General features: G+C 36.0%; 25 protein-coding genes. 9 read left to right on the top strand and 16 right to left on the bottom strand.

Translation table 11 applies throughout. The features are described 5' to 3' along the window. The first annotated feature begins 15 nt into the window (after nt 1–15). Nucleotides 16–1,392 (top strand): argininosuccinate lyase, encoded by a 1,377-nt coding sequence (gene argH, locus K7G93_RS00125; RefSeq protein ID WP_191135101.1) that lies wholly within the window; start codon nt 16–18, stop codon nt 1,390–1,392. 85 nt (nt 1,393–1,477) lie between these two features. On the opposite strand, the gene K7G93_RS00120 is transcribed toward argH, so the two are convergent. The 3 genes from K7G93_RS00120 to arsC form a co-directional block, all read right to left on the bottom strand. Beyond that, nucleotides 1,478–1,771, bottom strand: coding sequence for a DUF5377 family protein (locus tag K7G93_RS00120; RefSeq protein WP_049214571.1), 294 nt, complete (start codon nt 1,769–1,771; stop codon nt 1,478–1,480). A gap of 41 nt (nt 1,772–1,812) precedes the next feature. Further along, entirely contained in the window at nt 1,813–2,064 is a 252-nt protein-coding gene (locus K7G93_RS00115) for an alternative ribosome-rescue factor A (protein WP_226690208.1), read from the bottom strand. 75 nt (nt 2,065–2,139) lie between these two features. Further along, complete coding sequence (arsC, locus tag K7G93_RS00110; RefSeq protein ID WP_049214573.1) at nt 2,140–2,490, bottom strand: arsenate reductase (glutaredoxin); 351 nt, start codon at nt 2,488–2,490, stop codon at nt 2,140–2,142. Between the two features lie 78 nt (nt 2,491–2,568). Between arsC and K7G93_RS00105 the strand changes: the two genes are divergently transcribed. Then, complete coding sequence (locus K7G93_RS00105) at nt 2,569–3,636, top strand: AI-2E family transporter (RefSeq protein ID WP_049214574.1); 1,068 nt, start codon at nt 2,569–2,571, stop codon at nt 3,634–3,636. A gap of 130 nt (nt 3,637–3,766) precedes the next feature. On the opposite strand, the gene acrB is transcribed toward K7G93_RS00105, so the two are convergent. The 6 genes from acrB to priA all read right to left on the bottom strand — a co-directional run bounded on the left by acrB (nt 3,767) and on the right by priA (nt 12,449). After that, nucleotides 3,767–6,907, bottom strand: coding sequence for a multidrug efflux RND transporter permease subunit AcrB (gene acrB, locus K7G93_RS00100; protein WP_226690207.1), 3,141 nt, complete (start codon nt 6,905–6,907; stop codon nt 3,767–3,769). Between the two features lie 19 nt (nt 6,908–6,926). Next, complete coding sequence (gene msrC, locus K7G93_RS00095; protein WP_049214576.1) at nt 6,927–7,358, bottom strand: free L-methionine (R)-S-oxide reductase MsrC; 432 nt, start codon at nt 7,356–7,358, stop codon at nt 6,927–6,929. 27 nt (nt 7,359–7,385) lie between these two features. Beyond that, on the bottom strand, nt 7,386–8,597 hold the full coding sequence (gene acrA, locus K7G93_RS00090; RefSeq protein ID WP_115322287.1) for a multidrug efflux RND transporter periplasmic adaptor subunit AcrA: 1,212 nt from the start codon (nt 8,595–8,597) through the stop codon (nt 7,386–7,388). Nucleotides 8,598–8,627: 30 nt separating this feature from the next. Beyond that, nucleotides 8,628–9,191: a TetR/AcrR family transcriptional regulator gene (locus K7G93_RS00085; RefSeq protein ID WP_115322286.1), complete on the bottom strand. Its 564-nt coding sequence runs from the start codon at nt 9,189–9,191 to the stop codon at nt 8,628–8,630. Between the two features lie 153 nt (nt 9,192–9,344). Next, a complete protein-coding gene (ftsN, locus tag K7G93_RS00080; protein ID WP_191135105.1) occupies nt 9,345–10,145 on the bottom strand; it encodes a cell division protein FtsN in 801 nt (266 codons plus the stop codon). Nucleotides 10,146–10,235: 90 nt separating this feature from the next. Next, nucleotides 10,236–12,449 (bottom strand): primosomal protein N', encoded by a 2,214-nt coding sequence (gene priA, locus K7G93_RS00075; protein ID WP_226690206.1) that lies wholly within the window; start codon nt 12,447–12,449, stop codon nt 10,236–10,238. A gap of 225 nt (nt 12,450–12,674) precedes the next feature. Between priA and rpmE the strand changes: the two genes are divergently transcribed. Next, nucleotides 12,675–12,887 (top strand): 50S ribosomal protein L31, encoded by a 213-nt coding sequence (rpmE, locus tag K7G93_RS00070; protein WP_049214580.1) that lies wholly within the window; start codon nt 12,675–12,677, stop codon nt 12,885–12,887. Nucleotides 12,888–13,057: 170 nt separating this feature from the next. Here rpmE and mutM read toward each other — a convergent pair whose 3' ends face one another. The 4 genes from mutM to radC all read right to left on the bottom strand — a co-directional run bounded on the left by mutM (nt 13,058) and on the right by radC (nt 15,274). After that, nucleotides 13,058–13,876: a bifunctional DNA-formamidopyrimidine glycosylase/DNA-(apurinic or apyrimidinic site) lyase gene (gene mutM / locus K7G93_RS00065; protein ID WP_226690205.1), complete on the bottom strand. Its 819-nt coding sequence runs from the start codon at nt 13,874–13,876 to the stop codon at nt 13,058–13,060. A 67-nt stretch (nt 13,877–13,943) separates the two neighbouring features. After that, nucleotides 13,944–14,114 carry a 50S ribosomal protein L33 gene (gene rpmG / locus K7G93_RS00060; protein WP_049214582.1) on the bottom strand — a complete coding sequence of 57 codons (171 nt, stop codon included), beginning with the start codon at nt 14,112–14,114 and terminating at the stop codon, nt 13,944–13,946. An 11-nt stretch (nt 14,115–14,125) separates the two neighbouring features. Further along, the gene (rpmB, locus tag K7G93_RS00055) at nt 14,126–14,362 is read right to left on the bottom strand and encodes a 50S ribosomal protein L28 (RefSeq protein ID WP_046339539.1); all 237 of its coding nucleotides are present in this window, start codon (nt 14,360–14,362) and stop codon (nt 14,126–14,128) included. Nucleotides 14,363–14,605: 243 nt separating this feature from the next. After that, complete coding sequence (gene radC / locus K7G93_RS00050) at nt 14,606–15,274, bottom strand: RadC family protein (protein ID WP_374107377.1); 669 nt, start codon at nt 15,272–15,274, stop codon at nt 14,606–14,608. 183 nt (nt 15,275–15,457) lie between these two features. On the opposite strand from radC, the gene coaBC reads away from it, so the two are divergent. The 6 genes from coaBC (at nt 15,458) to K7G93_RS00020 (ending at nt 19,707) form a co-directional block, all read left to right on the top strand. Continuing rightward, nucleotides 15,458–16,663: a bifunctional phosphopantothenoylcysteine decarboxylase/phosphopantothenate--cysteine ligase CoaBC gene (gene coaBC / locus K7G93_RS00045; protein WP_223667887.1), complete on the top strand. Its 1,206-nt coding sequence runs from the start codon at nt 15,458–15,460 to the stop codon at nt 16,661–16,663. Nucleotides 16,664–16,839: 176 nt separating this feature from the next. Continuing rightward, nucleotides 16,840–17,295, top strand: coding sequence for a dUTP diphosphatase (gene dut, locus K7G93_RS00040; protein ID WP_226690204.1), 456 nt, complete (start codon nt 16,840–16,842; stop codon nt 17,293–17,295). Between the two features lie 3 nt (nt 17,296–17,298). Further along, entirely contained in the window at nt 17,299–17,898 is a 600-nt protein-coding gene (gene slmA / locus K7G93_RS00035; RefSeq protein WP_226690203.1) for a nucleoid occlusion factor SlmA, read from the top strand. Between the two features lie 21 nt (nt 17,899–17,919). Continuing rightward, complete coding sequence (locus tag K7G93_RS00030; protein ID WP_049214587.1) at nt 17,920–18,138, top strand: YheU family protein; 219 nt, start codon at nt 17,920–17,922, stop codon at nt 18,136–18,138. Nucleotides 18,139–18,180: 42 nt separating this feature from the next. Next, nucleotides 18,181–18,822, top strand: coding sequence for a cAMP-activated global transcriptional regulator CRP (crp, locus tag K7G93_RS00025; RefSeq protein ID WP_049214588.1), 642 nt, complete (start codon nt 18,181–18,183; stop codon nt 18,820–18,822). Between the two features lie 129 nt (nt 18,823–18,951). Continuing rightward, nucleotides 18,952–19,707, top strand: a complete 756-nt coding sequence (locus K7G93_RS00020) for a class I SAM-dependent methyltransferase (protein ID WP_049214589.1) — start codon at nt 18,952–18,954, stop codon at nt 19,705–19,707. Between the two features lie 4 nt (nt 19,708–19,711). On the opposite strand, the gene recF is transcribed toward K7G93_RS00020, so the two are convergent. The 3 genes from recF to dnaA are packed head-to-tail and all read right to left on the bottom strand — an operon-like array spanning nt 19,712 to nt 23,271. Continuing rightward, the gene (recF, locus tag K7G93_RS00015; RefSeq protein WP_160531150.1) at nt 19,712–20,788 is read right to left on the bottom strand and encodes a DNA replication/repair protein RecF; all 1,077 of its coding nucleotides are present in this window, start codon (nt 20,786–20,788) and stop codon (nt 19,712–19,714) included. 17 nt (nt 20,789–20,805) lie between these two features. After that, complete coding sequence (dnaN, locus tag K7G93_RS00010; RefSeq protein WP_049214591.1) at nt 20,806–21,906, bottom strand: DNA polymerase III subunit beta; 1,101 nt, start codon at nt 21,904–21,906, stop codon at nt 20,806–20,808. A gap of 12 nt (nt 21,907–21,918) precedes the next feature. After that, nucleotides 21,919–23,271, bottom strand: a complete 1,353-nt coding sequence (gene dnaA, locus K7G93_RS00005) for a chromosomal replication initiator protein DnaA (RefSeq protein ID WP_226690202.1) — start codon at nt 23,269–23,271, stop codon at nt 21,919–21,921.

Here is a 23,271-nt window from a genome sequence, read left to right as displayed (position 1 = left end):
AACAAAGAGGAAAATATGGCACTTTGGGGTGGACGTTTCACACAAGCAGCAGATAAACGTTTTAAAGATTTTAACGATTCATTACGATTTGATTATCGTTTAGCAGAACAAGATATTGAAGGCTCTATTGGTTGGTCAAAAGCATTAGTGACTGTTGGTGTATTAAACCAAGTAGAACAACAACAATTAGAAATAGCGTTAAATGAATTATTAATTGAAGTACGCTCAAATCCACAAGCAATCTTACAAGATGATGCTGAAGATATTCATAGCTGGGTAGAAAGTAAACTTATTGATAAAGTCGGTAATTTAGGTAAAAAATTACATACTGGACGTAGCCGTAACGATCAAGTGGCACTCGATATCAAAATGTGGTGTAAACAACGTGTACTTGAGCTTCAATCTTCTCTACGCAAATTACAACACAAACTTGTCATTACTGCAGAGAATAATCAACATGCTGTTATGCCTGGTTATACTCATTTACAACGTGCTCAACCGATTACATTTGCCCACTGGTGCATGGCTTATGTTGAAATGTTAGAACGTGACCACTCTCGTTTAACAGATGCTTATAAACGTATGGATTATTGCCCATTAGGAAGTGGTGCTTTGGCTGGCACAGCTTATGGCATAGATCGTGAGCAGCTCGCACAAAATCTTGGCTTTGCATTTGCAACACGTAACAGTTTAGATAGTGTATCTGACCGTGATCATATTGTTGAATTACTTTCTACAGCCTCACTCAGCATGGCACATTTATCACGTTTTGCCGAAGACATGATTATTTTCAATAGCGGCGAAGCTAATTTTGTTGAGTTATCCGACCGTGTGACTTCAGGTTCATCTTTAATGCCACAAAAGAAAAATCCTGATGCTTGTGAACTCATTCGTGGAAAAACTGGACGTGTCATGGGTGCATTGACTGGTATGTTGATGACATTAAAAGGACTCCCACTCGCTTATAATAAAGATATGCAAGAGGATAAAGAGGGCATTTTTGATGCATTAGATACTTGGCAAGACTGCATTGATATGGCAGCGCTTGTGTTAGATGGCATTCATGTCAATGTAGAACGAACAACAGAAGCTGCACTGAAAGGCTATTCTAATGCGACTGAATTAGCTGACTACTTAGTTGCTAAAGGTGTACCATTTCGAGATTCGCACCATATTGTCGGTGAAACTGTTGTTTATGCTATTCAACAACATAAAGCACTTGAAGCATTAACTGTCGCTGAATTTAAACAATTCAGTGATGTGATCGAAGAAGATGTCTATGCAATCCTTTCATTACAGTCCTGTTTAGATAAACGTTGTGCTAAAGGTGGTGTATCACCACTACGTGTTGCAGAAGCTATCAATGAAGCTAAAGCTCGATTAACTCAATAAATATGAAGTGACAAAAACGCAATCGATGAATGATTGCGTTTTTCTTATAAGTTGAATACTGAATATTCTAAATAAAGGGTTTAAGTTAAACTTTCACACCCAACTGTCCAATTTTTATACCAAGAAATCCCATGCTGACTGGATCTAAATAATCACCTAAGAACTTAAAAAGCTCACCTAAATCCGTAAAAGTGCGGTTAATTTTAATCTGATCTTCAACTTTACGAGTAAACTCATAACGGATCTCATTGCCATGCATATGTGCTTCTAACGTAATGTAAATTGTTTCAAAGAAATGGCTATGAGCGCCCTCCTCCCCAGGATCACTAATTCTGACATTCCAATTGTTGCTAAATAACACATGAGTTTGCATAGTCATAAATTTACCTCGCTGAGTTTAAATGAGTTGCATGTTAATAATTAAAATCTTAGTTGATAAAAAAACCCGATAATAAAATTTCTCACAGTAAAAATTTTATTATCGGGCTTTTCAAAATATCTCCCAACATGCTTCGCCTTACGCTGGTAGCTACCTTTTCCTTTTTTCTTTCTCTCTACACGTTGACGAAATAACGGATCATGCAATAACGCTTGCAATGCATTATCGCGAATGACACCACGATGATGCTGGTAAAAAGTTACGCTTTGTGGCGTTTGCTCTTTCTTTTTCATAGCTTTTCCTTATTTAGGTTGTAATCATAATGTTACCGACTTGTAATAAACAAGCGGCAACATTATAAAGATAAATCACAGAATCTCAAACACACTTTCAGGTGGTCTACCTATCTTCGCTTTTTCCCCATTCACGACAATCGGACGTTCAAGTAATGCAGGGTTAACTGCTATTGATTCAAGTAATTGTTGTTCTGAAACCTCTGGCTGATCTAAACCTAGAGAATAATATAAGTCATCTTTAATACGCATCATCTCACGTACACTTTTGATACCCAATTTTTGAGCCAATTGTTGTAATTCTAATACGCTTAGAGGCTTCTCTAAATATAGAATAACATTAGGTTGAATTTGCTTTTCTTCTAATAATGCTAAGGTTTCTCGGCTCTTCGAACAACGTGAATTGTGGTAAATTGTGACTGTCATAGAATTTCCTCGCTTAATTATATGCTCCGCTTAGATTTTACCTTATAATCGTTGAAAATGTCGAATTGAGGAAATATCATGTTTGAAATGTTAAAAAATTGGTATAACAGCCGTTTTAGTGATCCACAAGCAATGGGATTATTTGCCATTTTATTATTTGGCTTTATATCAATCTATTTTTTTAGCAATTTAATCGCTCCTCTTCTCATTGCAATTGTATTAGCCTACTTACTAGAATGGCCAATTCGTATCCTTTCAGAAAAATTAAAACTACCTCGATTACTCGCGACTGCACTTGTTTTCGGCGGTTTTCTAGGATTAATTTTAGTTATTGTCTTAGTACTTATTCCAACTTTATGGACACAAACTGTTAATCTCGTCACAGATCTTCCTCATATGTTTAATAAGCTTAATGAATGGTTACTTTCACTACCCGAACACTATCCCGAGCTTGTTGATTACCAAACAATTGATTCATTATTAAAAACAGTTAGAGAAAAAATATTAGCCTTCGGCGAATCCGCATTAAAATTCTCTCTCACCTCTTTATTAAGCTTAGTCACATTAGGCATCTATGCTTTTTTAGTTCCCTTAATGGTCTTCTTCTTACTAAAAGATAAAGAAGAACTAATTACTGGTGTTAGTCGCTTCTTACCACGTAATCGTACCTTAGCGTCAAATGTTTGGAAGGAAATGCAATTACAAATAGCTAATTATATTCGAGGAAAATTAGTTGAAATCATTATTGTCACTGCAGTGACTTACTTAATTTTCCTATTATTTGGTTTGAATTATGCATTGTTATTAGCCGTTGCTGTTGGTTTATCAGTGCTAGTACCTTATATCGGTGCAGTTTTAGTAACAATTCCTATTGCATTAGTTGCTGTTGCACAGTTTGGCGTTACACCAACATTTTGGTATTTATTAACGGCTTATGTTATTAGTCAGATTCTAGATGGCAACCTTTTAGTCCCCTTTTTATTTTCAGAGGCGGTTAATTTACACCCTCTTTTCATCATTATTGCCGTTCTTATTTTTGGTGGCTTATGGGGTTTTTGGGGAGTATTCTTCGCAATTCCTTTAGCAACATTAGTCAAAGCCGTCGTCAACGCTTGGCCATCAAATGAATCACAGACAAACATTTAATAAAATGTTCATCACACATCAAAATAATCATCTATCCTAAAAACACTAAAAGGGCAGATCAATCACCTGCCCTTTTCAAATTTTAAGCTTGAGCATTCTTATGCTATCAAGTACGGTATATTTTGTACTTTTATTCTGAATGGACTGTACTTTCTGTTAGAGGTTTAATACTCTCATCAAACTCTGGTAAAGGTTTATGTTCTGTAGCGATATAACTATAAATCACTGGTAGAACAAATAAAGTAAACAATGTACCAATTGTGAGTCCTGATGCAATGACAATACCAATACTAAAACGAGATACACCACCAGCACCAGAAGCAAATAATAAAGGAATCACGCCTGCAACCATAGCCGCTGTTGTCATTAAGATCGGGCGTAAACGCACTTTTGCTGCTTCAGTAATCGCCTCAATACGATTCTTTCCGTGATTGAGCTGCTCTTCTTTTGCTACTTCACACATCAAAATACCATGCTTAGTAATGAGCCCTACTAAAGTAATTAGCCCTACTTGAGAATAAATATTTAATGTCGTGCCAGGGAATGACATCACAACACCAAATATTCTCAATATACCTGGCAGAGTACTACCTAAAAAGTTCAACGTCAGTAACGCACCACTTACTGCTAATGGCACAGAAATCATGATCACTATAGGATCACGAATAGACTCAAACTGAATAGCTAACACTAAGAAAATAATGATTACGGCTAAAACAAACGTGACAGCTAATGCATTTCCCTCCTGTACGAGCTGACGTGCTTCACCTGTAAAGTCATAGTTATAACCCTGTGGTAAACTTTCTTTTGCTGCTGTTTTTAACCATTCAATAGCATCACCTGTACTTTTTGTTGGTAAAGGTACCGCACTAATAACAGCTGAATTCAACTGACTAAAACGCGGTAATGATGTTGGCTGTGGCTCTAAAGTCATTGTTAAAAAACTACTTAATGGTACAGATTTTCCATTACTCGCTGTAACATAGTAATTATTCAAACTTTCTGGTGATAAACGCTGATCTCGTTTAACTTGCATGATAATACGATAAGCTCGACCATCAATATCTACACGTTCAATCGTAGCGGCAGATAAGAAACTACCCAAAGTGGCACTAATTTGCTGCATAGTCACACCATAAGTACCCGCTTTCTCTTTATCTACAGTAATTCGCATTTGTGCAGTATCAAATTTCAAATCAAGTGCAGTATAAACAAAGTTACCCGATTTTTTCATTTTCTCTAAAAATTCACCCGCGACATTCGCTAAGTCTTGGTAACCACTCGCTGTACTAATAACAAAGCCAATTGGAGGACCCTGCTCACCAGTATTAATCTCCGGGAAATTAAACCCTGTTAATGCTACTTCGGGAATATGAGCTGCTTTTTTATTTAACTCATTAAGCACTTCAGCTTGTGTACGATCTCGATCATTCCAATCTTTTAATGTCACGACACTGAAAGATTGATTACTTCCCATAGCGCCAGAAATAACCATAGAGAAATCAACTTCTGGGGTTTCTTTTAAGATCTGTTCAAACTCATGCATTGCCTCTTGGACATAATCTACGTTTACATTAGAAGGGGCACGTCCAACCACCATAAATGCCCCTTTATCTTCTGCAGGAGTCAACTCATGCGCAAGAGAATTGAATAAGAATGGTAGAGTTGCAAAAATTACTGCTGCAAATGCTAAAATACATTTACGGCTCGCCATTACAAGATTTAAAGCATAGTTATAACCATTATTCATCTTGGTTAACATATGTTCAATACATTGCTCTAATTTACTTGGATCAGTGTGTGGCTTTAATAATTTACTACTCATCATCGGTGAAAGTGTTAATGCAACAATCCCAGAAATAAAGACCGCCCCCGCAAGAGTTAAAGCAAACTCTTTAAACAATGAACCTGTAATCCCCTCCATTAAAGCCATCGGAGAATACACTGCCATTAATGCTATAGTCATTGAAATGACTGGTACAGCGATTTCTCTGGTACCAATAATTGCGGCACGAAATGGCGTTTCACCTAACTTAATATGGCGATCGACGTTCTCCAACACTACGATTGCATCATCTACAACTAAACCAATCGCCAGAATCAACGCAAGTAACGTCATCAAATTAATTGAGAAGCCAAATGCTTGTAATAGCATAATGACACCAATTAACGAGATCGGGATGGTGATAACAGGAATTAAGATCGCACGTAATGAGCCAATAAAGAGTGTAATCACAACTAATACAATAATAGTTGCCTCTAAAATAGTTTTAACAACCTCATCAATAGAGCTATTAATTGCGATTGTTGTATCATACAAAATCTCAGCAGTCATACTGTCTGGCAAGTTTTGTTTAATTTGCTCGTACAATGGACGTACATTTTCTGCGACAACAAGTGGGTTAGCTGATGAAGTTGGATTAATTGCAAGTACAACTGATTCAAACCCATTTGCAACAGCACGAGAACTATCGCTTGATTTATTTAATTCAACGTCAGCAATATCACGTAAACGAACCAATTTATCGCCTTTTGAAGCAATAATAAGATTACCTAGCTCCTCCACAGACTTTGTTGTAGTCTCAACTTTATTTTTATAAGTCACATAAAAGCCGTTGTCATTACCTGCAGCAGTTTGCACATTATTTGATGATAATGCGTTTCTTACTGCCATTGCAGATAAATTTTGTGCCGCCATTTTAGCGGGATCTAGCCAAATACGTAATGCATAATCAGAAGCACCAAAAATTTGAACTTCAGCAACCCCTTCTACAGTAAAGAATTGTGGTTTAATTACACGTTCAATATAATCTGTGACTTGACTTGCATCTAGCTTTGTAGAACTAAACTGAATATACATCATCCCGGTTCCACCAGTAGATGAAGTAATCACAGGGTCATCAATCCCCCTTGGTAATTGAGAACGTACAGAATTCACTTTTGCCAAAACATCTGCTAATGCAGCATTAGGATCCGTATTCAGTTTCATTTTTATCGTAATTAATGAGCTATTAGGGCTACTTTTGGACGATAAATAATCAATATTATCCGCTTGAGCAACCGCTTCTTCTAACTTTGATGTAACAAATGCTTGAATTAAGCTTGCATCCGCCCCAGGATACACTGTTGAGACATTAATTACTGTCGTTGTCATTTTAGGATATTCACGTACCGCCAATTTTGCTATTGCTTGCAAACCCAAAATAATGATTAACAAACTAATTGAAACTGCTAATACAGGACGTCGAATAAAGATATCGGTAAATCGCATTTTCGTTTCCTACTTTAACTCAAATAAGTGAAGCGCATTTTTCTAAAAATTCAACATCTTGTGCAGAAAAACGAGCTAAACAAGGTGAGTCTACATCTAACTCAGCAATCATTTCACCATTTTTGAAAATCGGTACAACAACTTCAGATTGCGATGCACTATCACAGGCTATATGTCCTTCAAATTGATGAACATCGTCAACGACGGTTGTTTTTCCCATTTTCCATGTATAACCGCAGACACCGTTGCCAAAGCTAATGTCTGAACAAGCTACTTTTCCTTGAAATGGACCTACTTTTAAAACACCATCTTTTACAATATAAAAGCCAACCCAATTTAAATCAGGCATATTTTCATAAATAAATGCAGATGTATTTGCCATTCTTGAAATCAAATAAGTTTCAGAAGATAAAATTTGTTCTAATTGTTTTAATAACAAAGCGTAATTCATGAAGTTTTTCCTATTTTTAACTGCACGTTATAGGTTATTTTTCTGTGCAGGCTGCATTGTGCCGACACCTGTTTTATCAGCAACGAGTACTAAACTGCCATTACTTAAGTTTTGTTGCCCTCCAGTCACAATTTTATCGCCAACTTTAACTTCATCCCCTTTCAATTGGGCATAAACACCCTGGCGATCTTTAGTGAAAACTGTAATTTGTTTCGCTCGATAAGCTTTATCTAAATTATTGCTATCAAAATCCTTACGGTTAGCTAATGTTTCCCGTTCTTCTTGAGAAAGCGGAACTAATACATATGCAATTTCACCATACATGTTATAGCTCACCGCGACTTGTGGCACGACTACTTGATCATATTCCGTAGGTAATGCGACGCGTAAACGTGTAAACATGCCAGATAATAATTTTCTTCCATCTTCAGGCTCAAATGTCGCTTGTACATCAATAAGTCCAGTTGATGAACTAATTGCAGGCTCAACAGCCGTAATTTTAGCAGCGAATGTTTCACCAGTTCTCGCATCTGCTGTTGCAGTCACTTTTTGCCCAATATATAAATGTTCTAATTGTGTTTGTGATAAAGCAAAATCAATTTTCATACTACTTGTATCTTCAACACGAACAATTTCCATACCTGGGTTCACATATTGGCCAACATTAACTTTTACAATACCTGCTTTACCATCGAAAGGAGCAATAATTTGACGACGTTCAATACCCGCTTTTAAAGCTGCAATATTTGCCTCTAATGCTTCATAAGCCGATTTTGCGTTATCAAGTTCTTGTTGTGAAACACTTTTTGTTTTATACAAGTTTAAATAACGCTGATAAGTTGCTTTAATTGAGGATAATTGTGCTTGAGATGCTTTCAAGCTAGCTTGTTCAACAGAACTATCCAAAATAACTAAAATATCACCTTTTTTAACTGATTGACCAGATTGTACAAGTACTTTACTCACTGTTCCCGCGATCTGAGCACTTAACATCGCGCCTTGGTTTGGACGAACTAAGCCAGTTGTTTCAATAACAGGTGTCCATTGCTGTGGCTGGATTTCTATTGCTGTAACGGGATAGGCTTTTTCCCCCATTCCAGCTATCGCTTTTTCGATCATTTTATTTTTAATCACATTAAAAGCGATAACAACAATGAATAAAAGAACGATAAGTCCCAACGTTATTTTCATAATAACGGAATGAGAACGTTTAGGTTGGTTTGCTTGAGATCCACTCATACAAAAACTCCGTAAATATCAAAATATAAATTATTTCTGCATTGCACACCATGTGCGCCGAATAACAGATTCAAGAATTTCTGTTGAAAGCGATTCTTTAAAATACACTTTCTTCCATGCAATTTGAATTGCACTATCTAATCCTAAAGTAAATAAAATATTTGTAGGTAAATGACATAGCTCTCCTGCGAGCTGAGCTCGCTCACAGAATAGAGTCCAATGACTACGATCCCACTCTTTGATTACTCGATCAAATCCTGGTAAGGATTGATATTGGTGCATATTTAATAATATATTTGGATTTTCCTCTAAAAAATGCCAAACATTCCACCACATTTGTCGATACTGCTCAAAAAAATTCTGACTCGCATCATAATTTTTTTCGAGCGCACGCTGAAAACGTGTAAACACTTGCCGAGCAAATTGTTCTAGCAACTCATCTTTACACTTAAAATAAATGTAAATTGTACCAGGCGAAATCTTTGCTGCCTTTGCAATTTTATGCATTGACAAATTATGCAGACCATCTTTTGCCATGAGCTGATCTATCGCCATAAAAATATGCTCGGTCATATCTAAATCAGATTGACGCATAATAAATATCAAATAAATTAAATTGGAAATTAGGATGGGTCACAATCAGACAACTAGCTGAATGAACGTTCGTTCATTTTAAGGATTTTTTATCTTTACGCAAGCTGAAAAACAAAAAAACGTGGGTAAATTACCCACGTTTTTTTACTCATATCACATACCAATAACAACACATTGAGTAATTGTTTTGACTTTTTCCTGAGCTTTTACTGCTGATGCTCGATCGCCAATAGGCCCTACAATCACTCTATTCCATTGTTCACTTGAATTAATACGAACATTTAAGCCTTGCATAGTTAAACGAGCTTGTAAATTTTCGGCTTGTGTTTTATTTTTAAATGCGCCACATTGTAAACCATATTTTTTCTCAACAGACGTGACATTTACTACTTCTGTTTTCTCAACTTTCTTTGCAGGCTCAGTTTTAGTCACCTCTTTAATCGGTTCTGATTTTTTTGCTTCGATTACTGTTGCTGGTTTATTTACTGTTTTACCTACTTCTCCTTTCGATTCAACTACTTTAGGAACTGAAAGTGCGGTTTGTTTTGGTTCAACTTCTCCCGTTTGTTTCATAACTTCTTGTTGTTTCAAACGAGCCTGTTCAGCTGCTTTTTGTTCCTGTTCCATTGCTAATAAGATTTTCTTTTGCTCTTCAGTCAAACGCATATTTTTGTCTAACGATTTTGGATCATCATTCACTGGAACAGTACGCGTTTCTAATGCTTGGATATAACTCCATACTTCCTCTGGTCGATTCGGTAACACACTTTTAGGTTGTGTATTATCTACTTTTGGTACAACAACACCTTTTTCTGGTGCATTTTCCTTCATTACAAGCAAAGCAACTACAAAGCCACCAATTAATACGCTTATGAGCAACAATAATGTGATTTTATTTGTCCCTTTTTGACTTTTCTTTCTACTGCCACGACGGGCATAATCTCGTCTTGCCACGCTAAAAAACCTATTCCTAAATATAATGTGTAAAAAACCCCTCAATTTTACTGAAAAAACACGTTTAACTCAAACCAAAGGCAAATTGTGTTAGGTTAAATCAAGAGGATCAACATCTAATACACAATGTACTTGTCCAAACTTAATTGGTTTCGTATGCTGAAATGACGATAATGCACGTTGTAACACTAACTTTGATGGATGCTGTAATAATAACTGCCAACGATATTGCCCTGCTTTTTTACTAAAGGGAGCCACTATCGGTCCTAAAATAGCTAAATCTGATTTTTCTATTTCATTCCACTGCTCAAAATAATAGGCGATTTGTTGTAAAACTTTTTCAGCCGCTTGCTCATGACGACTTTGTGCTTTAAATAAAGCTTGTGCAGCAAAAGGAGGCAATCCCATATTCTTACGCAATATTAATGACTGTTGAGCAAACTGGTCATAACCTTGTTTCAATAACGCCTGTAACAAAGGATGATCTGGATAATGTGTTTGCAGCACTACTTCTCCTTGCTTTTCCATACGCCCTGCACGCCCTGCAACTTGTACATAAAGTTGAGCTAAACGCTCTTCTGCACGAAAATCTACAGAAAATAATGCACTATCAACATTCACTAAAGCAACCAAAGTCACATTAGGAAAATGATGACCTTTTGCTAACATTTGCGTACCAATTAAAATTTGACTTCGGCCTTGATGAATATCTTCTAAATAGGCATCTAGTTTCCCTTTTCGCGCAGTACTATCCCTATCAATGCGTGTCACTTGATACTGTGGAAAATGACTATTCAAAGCCAACTCTAACTGTTCAGTACCTAACCCAGTCGTCATTAAATGTGTCGATCCACAATCTCCACACTGCATTGGAATCGCTTTTTGAGATGAGCAATGATGACAACGTAATACACGTTGACGTTGATGATAAGTATAAGGCTTCTCACAATGTTTGCACTGCGCAATCCAGCCACATTCATGGCATAACAACACAGGCGCAAAACCACGACGATTTAAAAACAATAAGACTTGATTACCTTTTTGTAAATGCTGAGCCATCTTCATCAACAGACTTTCAGATAAACCATGATGTAATCGTTGTTGCCTTAAATCAATGACAAAATGACGAAGTGCGGTCGAATTCGCAGCTTTTTTTGGTAAAACTAAATGCCGGTATTTACCATTAGCAACATTATTTAAACTTTCTAAACTCGGTGTTGCCGACCCCATTAACACGGGAATATTTAATTGTTTCGCTAAAACCACAGATAAATCTCGAGCATGATATCGAAAACTCTCTTGTTGCTTGAAAGAAACATCATGCTCCTCATCAATCACAATTAAACCAAGCTCAGAAAATTGTGTAAATAAAGCAGAGCGTGTACCAATGACAATAGCACTTTGACCTGTTTTGGCTCTTTGCCATACTTTTAAGCGCTGCGAATCATTTAAATTGGAATGCAACACATCAATCAGTACATTAAAACGTGCTTCAAAACGCTGCACAGTTTGAGGTGTTAGTCCTATTTCAGGGACAAGAACTAATACTTGCTTACCCTTTTTTAATATTTCCTCGATAAATTGAAGATAGATTTCTGTTTTACCTGATCCTGTTACACCATCTAAAAGCCATGCAGCAAAACCTTCATTAAATATCAATTGGCTAAATGCAAGAGCTTGCTGAGGATTTAAATGTAAACGGTTTTCTGCTTTTACTATTGGCAATCCGTCTAAACGCTCCTGCCAAGACCGTACTAAAGGTGGAATTTCCACTTCTTCAATATAACCTTTTTCTTTCAGGCGAGAAAAAATAGTACGATTGAACGCATGATGATTTTTTTCTAAAGGTGAAATCGCTAATGCATTCAATGCTTCTAATTGCTTAGCTGAGCGTTTAAATGCCTTATTTTCTACATCCTGAGACAAAATTTTCTCACCAAGCGCAGTTAATTTCCAAAAAATTTGTTTCTTTTCAATCGCACTTTCTCCTCGACGTAGTTTCACTGGTAACGCTTGAAACAACACATCACCTATTGGATGCTGATAATATAAGGCTGACCAATGTAACAATTGCCACATTTCATTATGAAAAAGACTCTCGTTATCAAGGGCATCAAGTACTAATTTTAGTTGAGACCTTTCCATATCAGTTTGTTCTGGAAAGTCTATAACGAGACCAATACGCTTTTGATGCCCAAAAGGTACAACAACTCGCCCTCCAATCACAACATGTATATGGGGAGGTAAAAGATAATCAAAAAACTGTACTAATGGTACAGCAAGTGCGATACGGATGAGATGCATAGTATGATTAATTATGACTGTTTGAGGTCCGAACTGTATTTGGAGGAAATATAGCACCAGCTATGTTGTTTGTCTATTTAAGCTAAATTACCTTGAATACTTAACATTTTTTTTGTAGAATTTGCGCTCTGATAAAGAGTGTCTTATTTAAAGACGTAATTTTAACTACACGCGGTGTCGGACAATGTGCTTGATAGCGGCGTGGCTTCAAATTGAGGTTTTCTAATGAAACAAGGTATTCACCCTAATTATGTAGAAATTACTGCAACTTGTTCTTGCGGTAATGTTATTAAAACTCGTTCAACAGTGGGTAAAGATTTAAATCTAGATGTTTGCGGCAATTGCCACCCATTCTATACAGGAAAACAACGTGTTGTTGATACTGGTGGTCGTGTAGAACGCTTCAATAAACGTTTCAATATCCCAAGTACGAAATAATTAATGATTTAACTGCTTTGATTAAGTAGTTTCCAAATATTAATAAAGAAATAGCCAGAAGCGTTGCTTCTGGCTATTTCTTTATTAATATAAACATATAGTTAACAGAAATTATGAATTAAATCTTTCAACTACAATTATTAGTATAATAGAAATGAACCATCTCTCTATTAATTTTTATTACTCTGACACTTTGGACAATAGAAGCTATTCCGTTGTCCAATCACGATGCTTTCAATTTTTGTCGCACATTTTGGGCAAGGTTTATCTTTATTTCCATAAACTAATAACTCCTGAGCGAAATAACCAGGACGACCATCAGGTTGAAGAAAATCTTTCAACGTCGTTCCGCCTTGTTGAATGGCTGTAGAAAGTACCTTTTTTATCATATCAACAAGTTGATTACATTGTACTTTTGTTAAAGTACCTGCATGTTTCTTAGGATGTAACCCACATAAAAATAATGTTTCATTCGCATAAATATTACCTACACCAACAACAATCGCATTGTCCATCAGGAAAGCCTTAAGTGCGGTTTGTTTTTTACGACTTTTTTGCCACAAATAATCAGCATTAAACATTTCAGAAAGAGGCTCTGGTCCGAGCTTTTGAAATAGGTGAAAATCATCTAATGAATTTGTCCACAACCATGCACCGAAACGACGAGGATCGTTATAACGCAGAATTTTGCCATTATTCATTACAATATCAAGATGATCATGTTTATCAATAACATCTGACTGTTCAACGACTCGTAAAGATCCCGACATACCCAAATGTCCAATAATGTAACCACATTCGGTATGAAGAATAAGATATTTCGCACGACGACTAATATTCACTACCTTTTGTTGAATAATAGACATCAATTCATGACTTACCATCCAACGTAGTTTAGGTTGGCGCACAATGACTTTTTCTATAACATAACCCTCAATATAAGGGGCAATACCATTTTTGGTGGTTTCAACTTCAGGCAATTCAGGCATGATCAATCCTTAAATTTTTGTTATAAAAAAACCCGAACATTGTCGGGTCTTTTATATTCTACTAAAATTATTTGATTTTAGCTTCTTTATAAATAACGTGTTTACGCACTACAGGATCGTATTTTTTAATTTCCATTTTTTCTGGCATATTACGTTTATTTTTAGTAGTGGTATAAAAATGACCAGTTTCAGCAGTTGAAACTAATTTGATTTTTTCACGAGGTCCTTTAGCTGCCATTTTTTAGCTCCTTAGATTTTCTCGCCACGAGCACGGATATCAGCTAAAACTGCATCAATGCCTTTTTTATCAATAATACGCATACCTTTCGCAGTTAAGCGTAAAGTTACGAAACGTTTTTCACTCTCAACCCAAAAACGGTGAGTATGTAAATTTGGAAGAAAACGACGACGAGTCGCATTCATAGCGTGCGAACGGTTGTTACCAACAGTTGGACGCTTGCCTGTTACTTGACAGACTCTAGACATATTAATCTCCAATAAATCAAATATAAGCTCGAGCTTAGGGTTCGGATTACTTCAAAATTGTATTAAATCTTAATAAGTTCAATTTTGATAGCTACCTCGTCAGGTCGCTGTAACCGACCCGCATACTATATTAAAGGTGGTGAATTATACTCACTTTATGTTTTATTCTCAAGCCTAAAGACGAGATTTACTCTAAATAAATGTGAAAATTTTAGATGAAGAATCAAATCATAATAAGAAAAGCTATATCAACCCATTTTCTGCAAAAGAATAGTAATTACCTTTACCTATCACAAAATGATCTAAAACACGAATTTCAACTAATTCCGCCGCACTTTGTATTCTTTGAGTAATTCTTTTATCTGACATGCTAGGCTCTGCATTTCCAGATGGATGATTATGTGCCAAGATTAATGCGGCAGCATTACAATACAACGCACTTTTAATAATTTCTCGTGGATAAACTGAAGCTGTATTAATTGTACCTAAGAACATCTCTTCTTGTTTAATTAGACGATGTTGGTTATCTAAAAATAGTACTAAAAAAATTTCTCTTTCCTTGTTTTCTAAAACTGTTTGTAAATAAAATCTCACATTTTCTGAATTCCCAAATGCATGTGTCAGCTCTAACTCTTCTAATAAATAACGTTTGGTCATTTCAGTACAAGCCTGTAACTGAATAAATTGAGTAATTCCAATTCCTTTTACTGCACAAAAATTTTTTTGTGTCGCTGAAATAAGGCCTCGTAATGAGCCAAAATACTGTAACACTTGCTCTGATAAACGCATTACAGGACACCCCTTTATCCCTGTTCGTAAAAAAATAGCTAAAAGCTCTTCATCACTAAGTGTACTGGCTCCGAATTGCAATAATTTTTCACGTGGCATTAACTTTGTTTGATCGTTCATCATACTTATTCGCTCTTCTTAAATTAATAGAACAAATGAAAAAACTAACAAGCCGCTTTTTAACAAAACACTCATACAACCACGTTTTGTAATAAGGATCGCAAAAATACAATTCTTTCTTCAAACAAATTACAGTAAAATAAAGCTTCAATTAGTTTGAACAATAATTCAGCATAAGGATTCATAATGCAACAACTCCAAGCAAAACGCATTGTCGTCGGAATTACTGGCGGTATTGCGGCTTACAAATCCATAGAGTTAATTCGTTTATTACGTAAAAACAATGCTGAAGTGCGGGTTGTTGTCACACACGCTGCAACTGAATTCGTTACGCCACTTACATTACAAGCGATTTCAGGTAATGCAGTATCACAATCTTTATTAGACCCACAAGCCGAGCTTGCTATGGGGCATATTGAATTAGCCAAATGGGCTCAGGCTGTTGTGATTGCACCTGCAAGTGCTGATTTTCTTGCTCGTTTAACAGTAGGTATGGCAAATGACTTACTTTCTACTCTTTGTTTGGCGACGAAAGCTCCCATTTTAATCGCACCAGCAATGAATCAACAAATGTTTGCTCAAACTATAACGCAGCAAAATCTAGCCGCTCTTTCTGCTCGAGGCATGGCTTTTATTGGACCTAATAGTGGGGAACAAGCTTGTGGTGATATCGGCGTTGGGCGTATGTCTGAACCACAAGAAATTTATGAAGCACTCAGTAAGCTTTTTGACCAACAACAAGATCTTACTTACTTATCTGTTGCGATTACAGCAGGACCAACACGAGAAGCAATCGATCCTGTCCGTTATATAAGCAATCATAGCTCTGGAAAAATGGGTTTTGCTATTGCACAAGCCTTCGTAGAACGAGGAGCAAAAGTCACTTTAATTACAGGTCCAGTGAATCTGATTACACCACCAAATGTTAAGCGAATTAATGTGATATCTGCCGAAGAAATGCACCAACAAGCACTGCAATGTGCAATAGAACATCAAATTTTTATTGGTTGTGCTGCTGTAGCAGATTATCGTGTCGCTGAAGTTGCTCAACAAAAAATTAAAAAATCAGGTGATGAAATTAGTTTAAAACTCATCAAAAACCCAGATATTATTGCTGATGTAGGACATTTGACAGCAAATCGTCCGTTTACTGTTGGTTTTGCTGCAGAAACAGAACACATAGAAAAATATGCTCAAGATAAATTGCAACGTAAAAAACTCGATATGATCTGCGCCAATGATGTATCGGGAGGCCAAGTATTTGGTCAAGAGCAAAATCGTTTGCACTTATTTTGGTCACAAGGCAATAAAAGGTTGCCTTTAACTAATAAAAACGACCTAGCCAAACAACTAGTTAATGAAATCATTACTCGTTTTAAATCAACACCATGATACATTTCACCATGAGTGTTCAACATCTGATACGCAGCTGAACAAGTTAAATGGTTAAAATTTCATGATCAGTGCGTAATAATGAGCCAAAATAATGAAATTAGTCAGTCGCTCTGTGAAACGTTCATTTCAGCATAAAATGGAAAGTATCATGTTTTTTAAAAGTAGGAAAAAGAATGAAAAAAATTGATGTTAAAATTCTCGATCAACGTATCGGTACTGAGTTCCCTTTACCAACATATGCAACAACAGGCTCAGCAGGTCTTGACTTAAGGGCATTAATTAATGAATCCATCACAGTCGCAGCAGGACAAACTGTATTAATTCCAACTGGATTATCGATTTATATTGCAGATCCTAACCTTGCAGCAGTGATTCTCCCTCGCTCAGGATTAGGGCATAAACATGGCATTGTACTTGGTAATTTAGTTGGTTTAATTGATTCTGATTACCAAGGTCCATTGATGGTTTCGTTATGGAATCGCAGTAATGATTCTTTTAAAATTGAAGTAGGTGATCGCATTGCACAATTAGTTTTCGTGCCCGTTGTTCAAGCTGAATTTAATCTTGTTAACGAATTTACACAAACTGATCGTGGTGAAGGTGGTTTTGGTCATTCAGGTAAAAAATAACTCATGGAAAAACTAGCCAAACGTAGTCTAAAAGAGAGACGCCAGCAAGTTCTTACTGTTCTTACTCATATGCTACATTCAGAACGTGGAATGGAGCGTATGACAACAGCACGAATAGCAGAAGAAGTTGGTGTTTCAGAGGCAGCACTATATCGCTACTATCCAAGCAAAACGAAGATGTTTGAAGCACTGATTGATAACTTAGAAAATCATTTATTCACTCGTATTACTCAATCTGTCAAAAATGAAACGAATACTGCAATACGTATTCACAATATTCTACAAATGATTTTGGATTTTGCACGTAAAAATCCAGGATTAACGCGAGTTTTAACTGGGCACGCATTGATGTTTGAAGAACCCCAGTTACAAGCCCGTGTTGCACAATTTTTTGATCGTCTAGAACTTCAATTTGTGAATATTTTGCAAATGCGAAAATTACGAGAGGGAAAAGGTTTCTATTACGACGAACGAGTCATTGCTTCACATCTAGTGAGCTTTTGTGAAGGGCATTTTATGCGTTATGTTCGCTCTAATTTCCGTCATTCACCAACTCAGAGTTTTGAACAACAATGGCGATTAATTGAAACGTTATTTGCATAAAATGTAAATTTAGGTAAGAATATGATTATTCCTTGGCAAGAATTAGATGAAGAAACACTCAATAATATTGTTGAGAGCTTTATTTTACGAGAAGGCACGGACTACGGTTCACAAGAACTTTCTTTACAACAAAAAAAACAAAATTTAATTTATCAAATTCAACAAGGTAATGTCGTGATAGTCTGGTCTGAACTGCACGAGTCAATTGATATAAAAGACAAAATGGACTTGCTCAAATAATTCTACTTTGTCGCAAACAAAATTAGTTTATGGAGGTCTTCCGTGCAAGAACAAATGCAAGCTAACCAATCTATAGATCCGACATTAGAATGGTTTCTCTCTCACTGTCATATTCATAAATACCCTTCTAAAAGTACATTAATTCATGCAGGTGAGAAAGCTGAAACCCTTTATTATTTAATTAAAGGCTCAGTGGCAGTATTAGTTAAAGACGAAGATGGAAAAGAAATGATTTTGACTTACTTAAGCCAAGGTGATTTTTTTGGTGAAGCAGGTCTATTTGAAGAAGGACAACTACGTTCTGCATGGATTAAAGCCAAAAGCCCATGTGAAATTGCAGAAATTTCTTATAAAAAATTTCGTCAATTAATTCAGGTCAACCCTGATATATTAATGCATTTATCTGCACAGCTTGCTCGCCGTTTACAAAATACATCAAGACAAGTCAGTAATCTTGCGTTTCTAGATGTAACGGGGCGTATTGCTCAAACATTATTAAATCTTGCAAAAATGCCTGAGGCAATGACACACCCTGATGGTATGCAAATAAAAATAACTCGCCAAGAAATTGGACAAATGGTTGGTTGCTCTCGTGAAACAGTAGGTCGAATCTTAAAAATGTTAGAAGATCAACATTTGATCTCCGCACACGGAAAAACAATTGTTGTCTACGGTACTCGCTAAGTTTTGAGGATAAAAGTGCGGTCAATTTTGACCGTATTTTTTTATCTATGCTATAGACTCTAATAATAATTCTTATTTCTATTTAAAGATGATAATCTATCTAAAAAGTAATGAATTAAGGAGTAAATAATGAGAAAAGAAGAAGTTGGACATAATTTTCTTGCACGTTTAGGAAAAACACGTCTACGTCCTGGTGGTCGTAAAGCTACAGACTGGCTAATTGCAAACGCTGACTTTAATGCCAATAAGAAAATATTAGACGTTGCTTGTAATATGGCAACTACTGCTATTAGTTTAGCTAAACAATATGGCTGTCATATTGAAGGGGTTGATCTAGATGAAGATGCACTAGCAAAAGCACACGAAAATATTACTAATGAAGGCTTACAAGACTTAATCCATGTACAGCGCGCTAATGCAATGAAATTACCTTTCGAAGACAATAGTTTCGATATTGTAATTAATGAAGCTATGTTAACAATGTTACCTATTGAGGCAAAACAAAAAGCAATTAAAGAATATTTACGTGTACTAAAACCGAAGGGTTTCTTATTAACTCATGATGTCATGTTAGTTGGTGATAATCATCAACAAATCTTAGAAGATATGCGTAATGCCATTAATGTCAGCGTGGCCCCATTAACAAAAGAAGATTGGAAATCACTATTTAATCAATGTGGATTTCGTAATGTAGATACTTATTCAGGAGAAATGACACTTTTATCTCCAACAGGACTGATTTATGATGAAGGTGTAATAGGTACATTCAGAATTATTAAAAATGCTCTGAAATCGGAAAATCGTGAACAATTTAAACGTATGTTTAAAACATTTAATGATCCAAAAAATAAATTACACTTTATCGCAGTATGTAGCCAAAAATAAAAATTTAAATAGGTAAAATGCAACCATCTTTTACACTAAAGGTGTAATGCTGTTTTGGTTGCATCTGCTTTAACTGAGACTCCGTAATTGCTGTCACAAAAACTTGAGAACCACTTTTCTTCAAACGCTCAGCTAATAAAGCACGCTTATATTCATCTAACTCAGAAGCAAAGTCATCAATCAAAAAAATACAATGGCGTTGCTTCTGATTCATTAAATGTTCGCCTTGTGCTAAACGTAACGCACACATAAGTAATTTTAATTGCCCTCGAGAAAGAATATCTTCTACAGGTAACCCATTCGCTTTAAAACGAAAATCCGCTTTTTGAGGACCTGATACTGTATAACCGATAGCGCGATCACGTTCAAAACTTTGTACAAGTAATTCAGCATAATCTCGTTCTTTTTCCCATCCTTGATGAAAGCTCACACTGATTTCCAGTTCAGGTAAAAATAACTGACACGTTTTCTCAATTTCTGGACGTAACGCTTCTGCATATTCTGCTCGCCATTTACTTACCTGAGCAGCTAATTTAACTAACTCAGTATCCCAAATCGCTAATTGAGAATAGCTTGTTACCTGCTGTAATGCTGCATTACGTTGTTTTAATAGGCGACTTAAATTTATCCAAGCAAGATGGAAATAATTATGATGATGAAATAATCCCCAATCTAGAAAAGCGCGTCGGTAACTAGGACCACCATTTAACAAAGTCAACCCCTCAGGTGTAATAAGTTGCATAGGTAATAAATGAGCAAGATCAGAAATCTTATTTCCGTCCTCACCATTAATCTTGACGACACTATTACCCTGTCGCTGTTTTTGTAAACCAACTGACCACTGATATTGCTGTTCTTGGATTTTTGCATGCAAAGTAAAATGTGGTTGTTCATAAGAAATGATACGATTACTAACCGCACTTTTAAAGGAACGACCATGCCCCAGGTAGAAAATGGCTTCTAATAAACTTGTTTTCCCACTACCGTTATTCCCAACTAAAAAGTTAAAGCCGTGATCTAATTCAAGATCCACGGCTGTTAAATTTCTAAAGTTTTCAATTAGTAAGCGAGAAATAGCCATAAAGACATGAAACGTAATTATAGACGCATAGGCATAATGACATATTCAGCACTTGCATCTTCACAGTCTTCAATTAAGCAACTTGAAGACGCATCTGTTAGACGCATACGTACTTGATTACATTTCAACGCATTAAGTACATCTAAAATATAACTAACATTAAAACCGACTTCCATTTCTTCACCACGATAAGAAACGTCAATGATTTCTTCTGCTACTTCTTGTTCTGGGTTAGTGGCAGTAATTTTAAGTTGATTTTCACTTAATTGTAAACGCACACTACGAAAACGTTCATTCGATAAAATTGCTGCACGTACAAAGGCCTGTTTTAGCACATCCCAATCCGCCTCTAAAATACGTGTCGCATTACGCGGTAAAACTCGACGATAGTCAGGGAAACGACCATCAATCAACTTTGAAGTAAAAATAATATTTCCTAGCTCAATACGTAAATTGTTCGTGCCAATTTGTAAACGAGCAGGCAAATCCGTATTTTCAAGTAAACGCGCTAATTCCAATACACCTTTACGCGGTACAATGACAGAATGATTTTGCAAATCTTGCTCTAAAGCAATAGTACAAACAGCTAAGCGATGCCCATCAGTAGCAACAGTACGTAATAAGTTCCCTTCTGTTTCAAACTTCATACCATTTAAAAAATAACGTGCATCCTGATTTGCCATAGAAAACTGAGTCGCATCAATTAAACGACGTAATGTGCTTTGTTCAATCGTAAAATCCACTTCAGACTGCCAGTCAGTTAAATTCGGATACTCTTCTGCTGGCAATGTTGAAAGATTAAATTTACTCCGCTCAGATTTTATAATTGCACGATCTTCCTCAAAACTAACCGAAATTTCTGCCCCTTCTGGTAAACTACGACATATATCTAAAAACTTCTTGGCTGGAATAGTAAAGCTACCTTGCTGAGATGAGCTTAATAACTCAGTTTGCGTTGAAAGCTCAACTTCTAAATCAGTACCAGTAATCACTAAATGATCAGCATGAATCTGCAACAATACATTATTTAATACGGGAATATTTGGACGACTACTCAATACGCCACAAACTTGTTGCAATGGTTTTAATAGGTTTTCTCTTGAAACAATAAACTGCATATTTTCCCCTTTTTACACAGATAGTGTGCGGATTAAATTTGACCAATCCTCTTGTAAAGAATGTTCTTGTTCCCTTAATTCGGCAATTTTTCGGCAAGCATGCAATACTGTTGTATGATCTTTATCACCAAAATTCTTACCAATTTCTGGCAAGCTGCGATTTGTTAACTCTTTTGATAATGCCATGGCTAATTGTCTTGGTCTGGCAATAGAACGAGAACGACTTTTCCCTTTTAAGTCAGATACTTTAATTCGATAATATTCTGCCACTACTTTTTGAATATTTTCAACTGTCACAAGTTTATCTTGTAATGCCAGCATATCTTTTAACGTTTCTCGAACAAAATCAATCGTAATTGGTGCCCCCATAAATTCTGCATTAGCACTGACGCGATTTAATGCACCTTCTAAATCACGTACGTTAGTACGTAATTTTTGTCCGATGAAAAATGCGACTTCTTCTGGTAAATAAATATTTTTTTCTTCTGCTTTTTTCAGCAAAATAGCAACGCGAGTTTCTAATTCTGGTGGTTCAATTGCTGTTGTTAACCCCCAGCCAAAACGAGATTTTAAACGTTCCTCTAACTTTTCAATTTCTTTTGGATAACGATCTGAAGTTAAAATAATTTGGCGACCTGTATCAAATAAGCTATTGAAAATATGAAAAAACTCTTCTTGTGTTTTTTCTTTCTCTGCAAAAAATTGAATATCATCAACTAATAATGCATCTAAAGAGCGATAGAATTTTTTAAATTCATCCATCTTGTTATCACGTACTGCATTAACCATTTGTTGCATAAAATTATTAGCGTGAATATAAAGTACACGGGCATTAGGATTGCGTAACAAAATACCATTGCCAATTGCGTGCAATAAATGTGTTTTACCCAAACCCGTTCCACCATACAAAAATAGTGGATTCGAGCTTTGCTCACCTGGCATTTCTGCTACTTTTTGTGCAACAGCACGTGCTAATTGATTTGACTTACCTTCAACAAAATTTTCAAATAAATGCTTAGGATTTAAATAAGAACGAATTACCATCTGTGGTTTTTCATTTTTATTGACTTCAATTTTTTTATTTTCGATTTGAGGGAGGCGTACTTCTGGTTTGACACCAACCTTAACTTGAATGACTAACTCAGCCTGCCCACTTAACTCTTGTGCAACTTTGGTTAATTGTGCTAAATAACTTTCATCCACTTTTTGCTTAATGAACACATTTGAGGCATACAAAACGATCATATTTGGTACATTAAAATCTGCCTGTAATGGACGTAGCCATGTACTAAAATCTGTTAGTGAAATTTGGTCTTGTAGCTGCAATAGGCATTCTTGCCAAAGGGAAGACAGGTCTGGTTTCAT

This window comes from Pasteurella canis (assembly GCF_020810675.1).
In the GTDB taxonomy this organism is placed as follows: Bacteria; Pseudomonadota; Gammaproteobacteria; order Enterobacterales; family Pasteurellaceae; genus Pasteurella; species Pasteurella canis.
The sequence above is the reverse complement of the archived record's forward strand: the minus strand, read 5'-3'. Positions and strand labels throughout refer to the sequence as shown.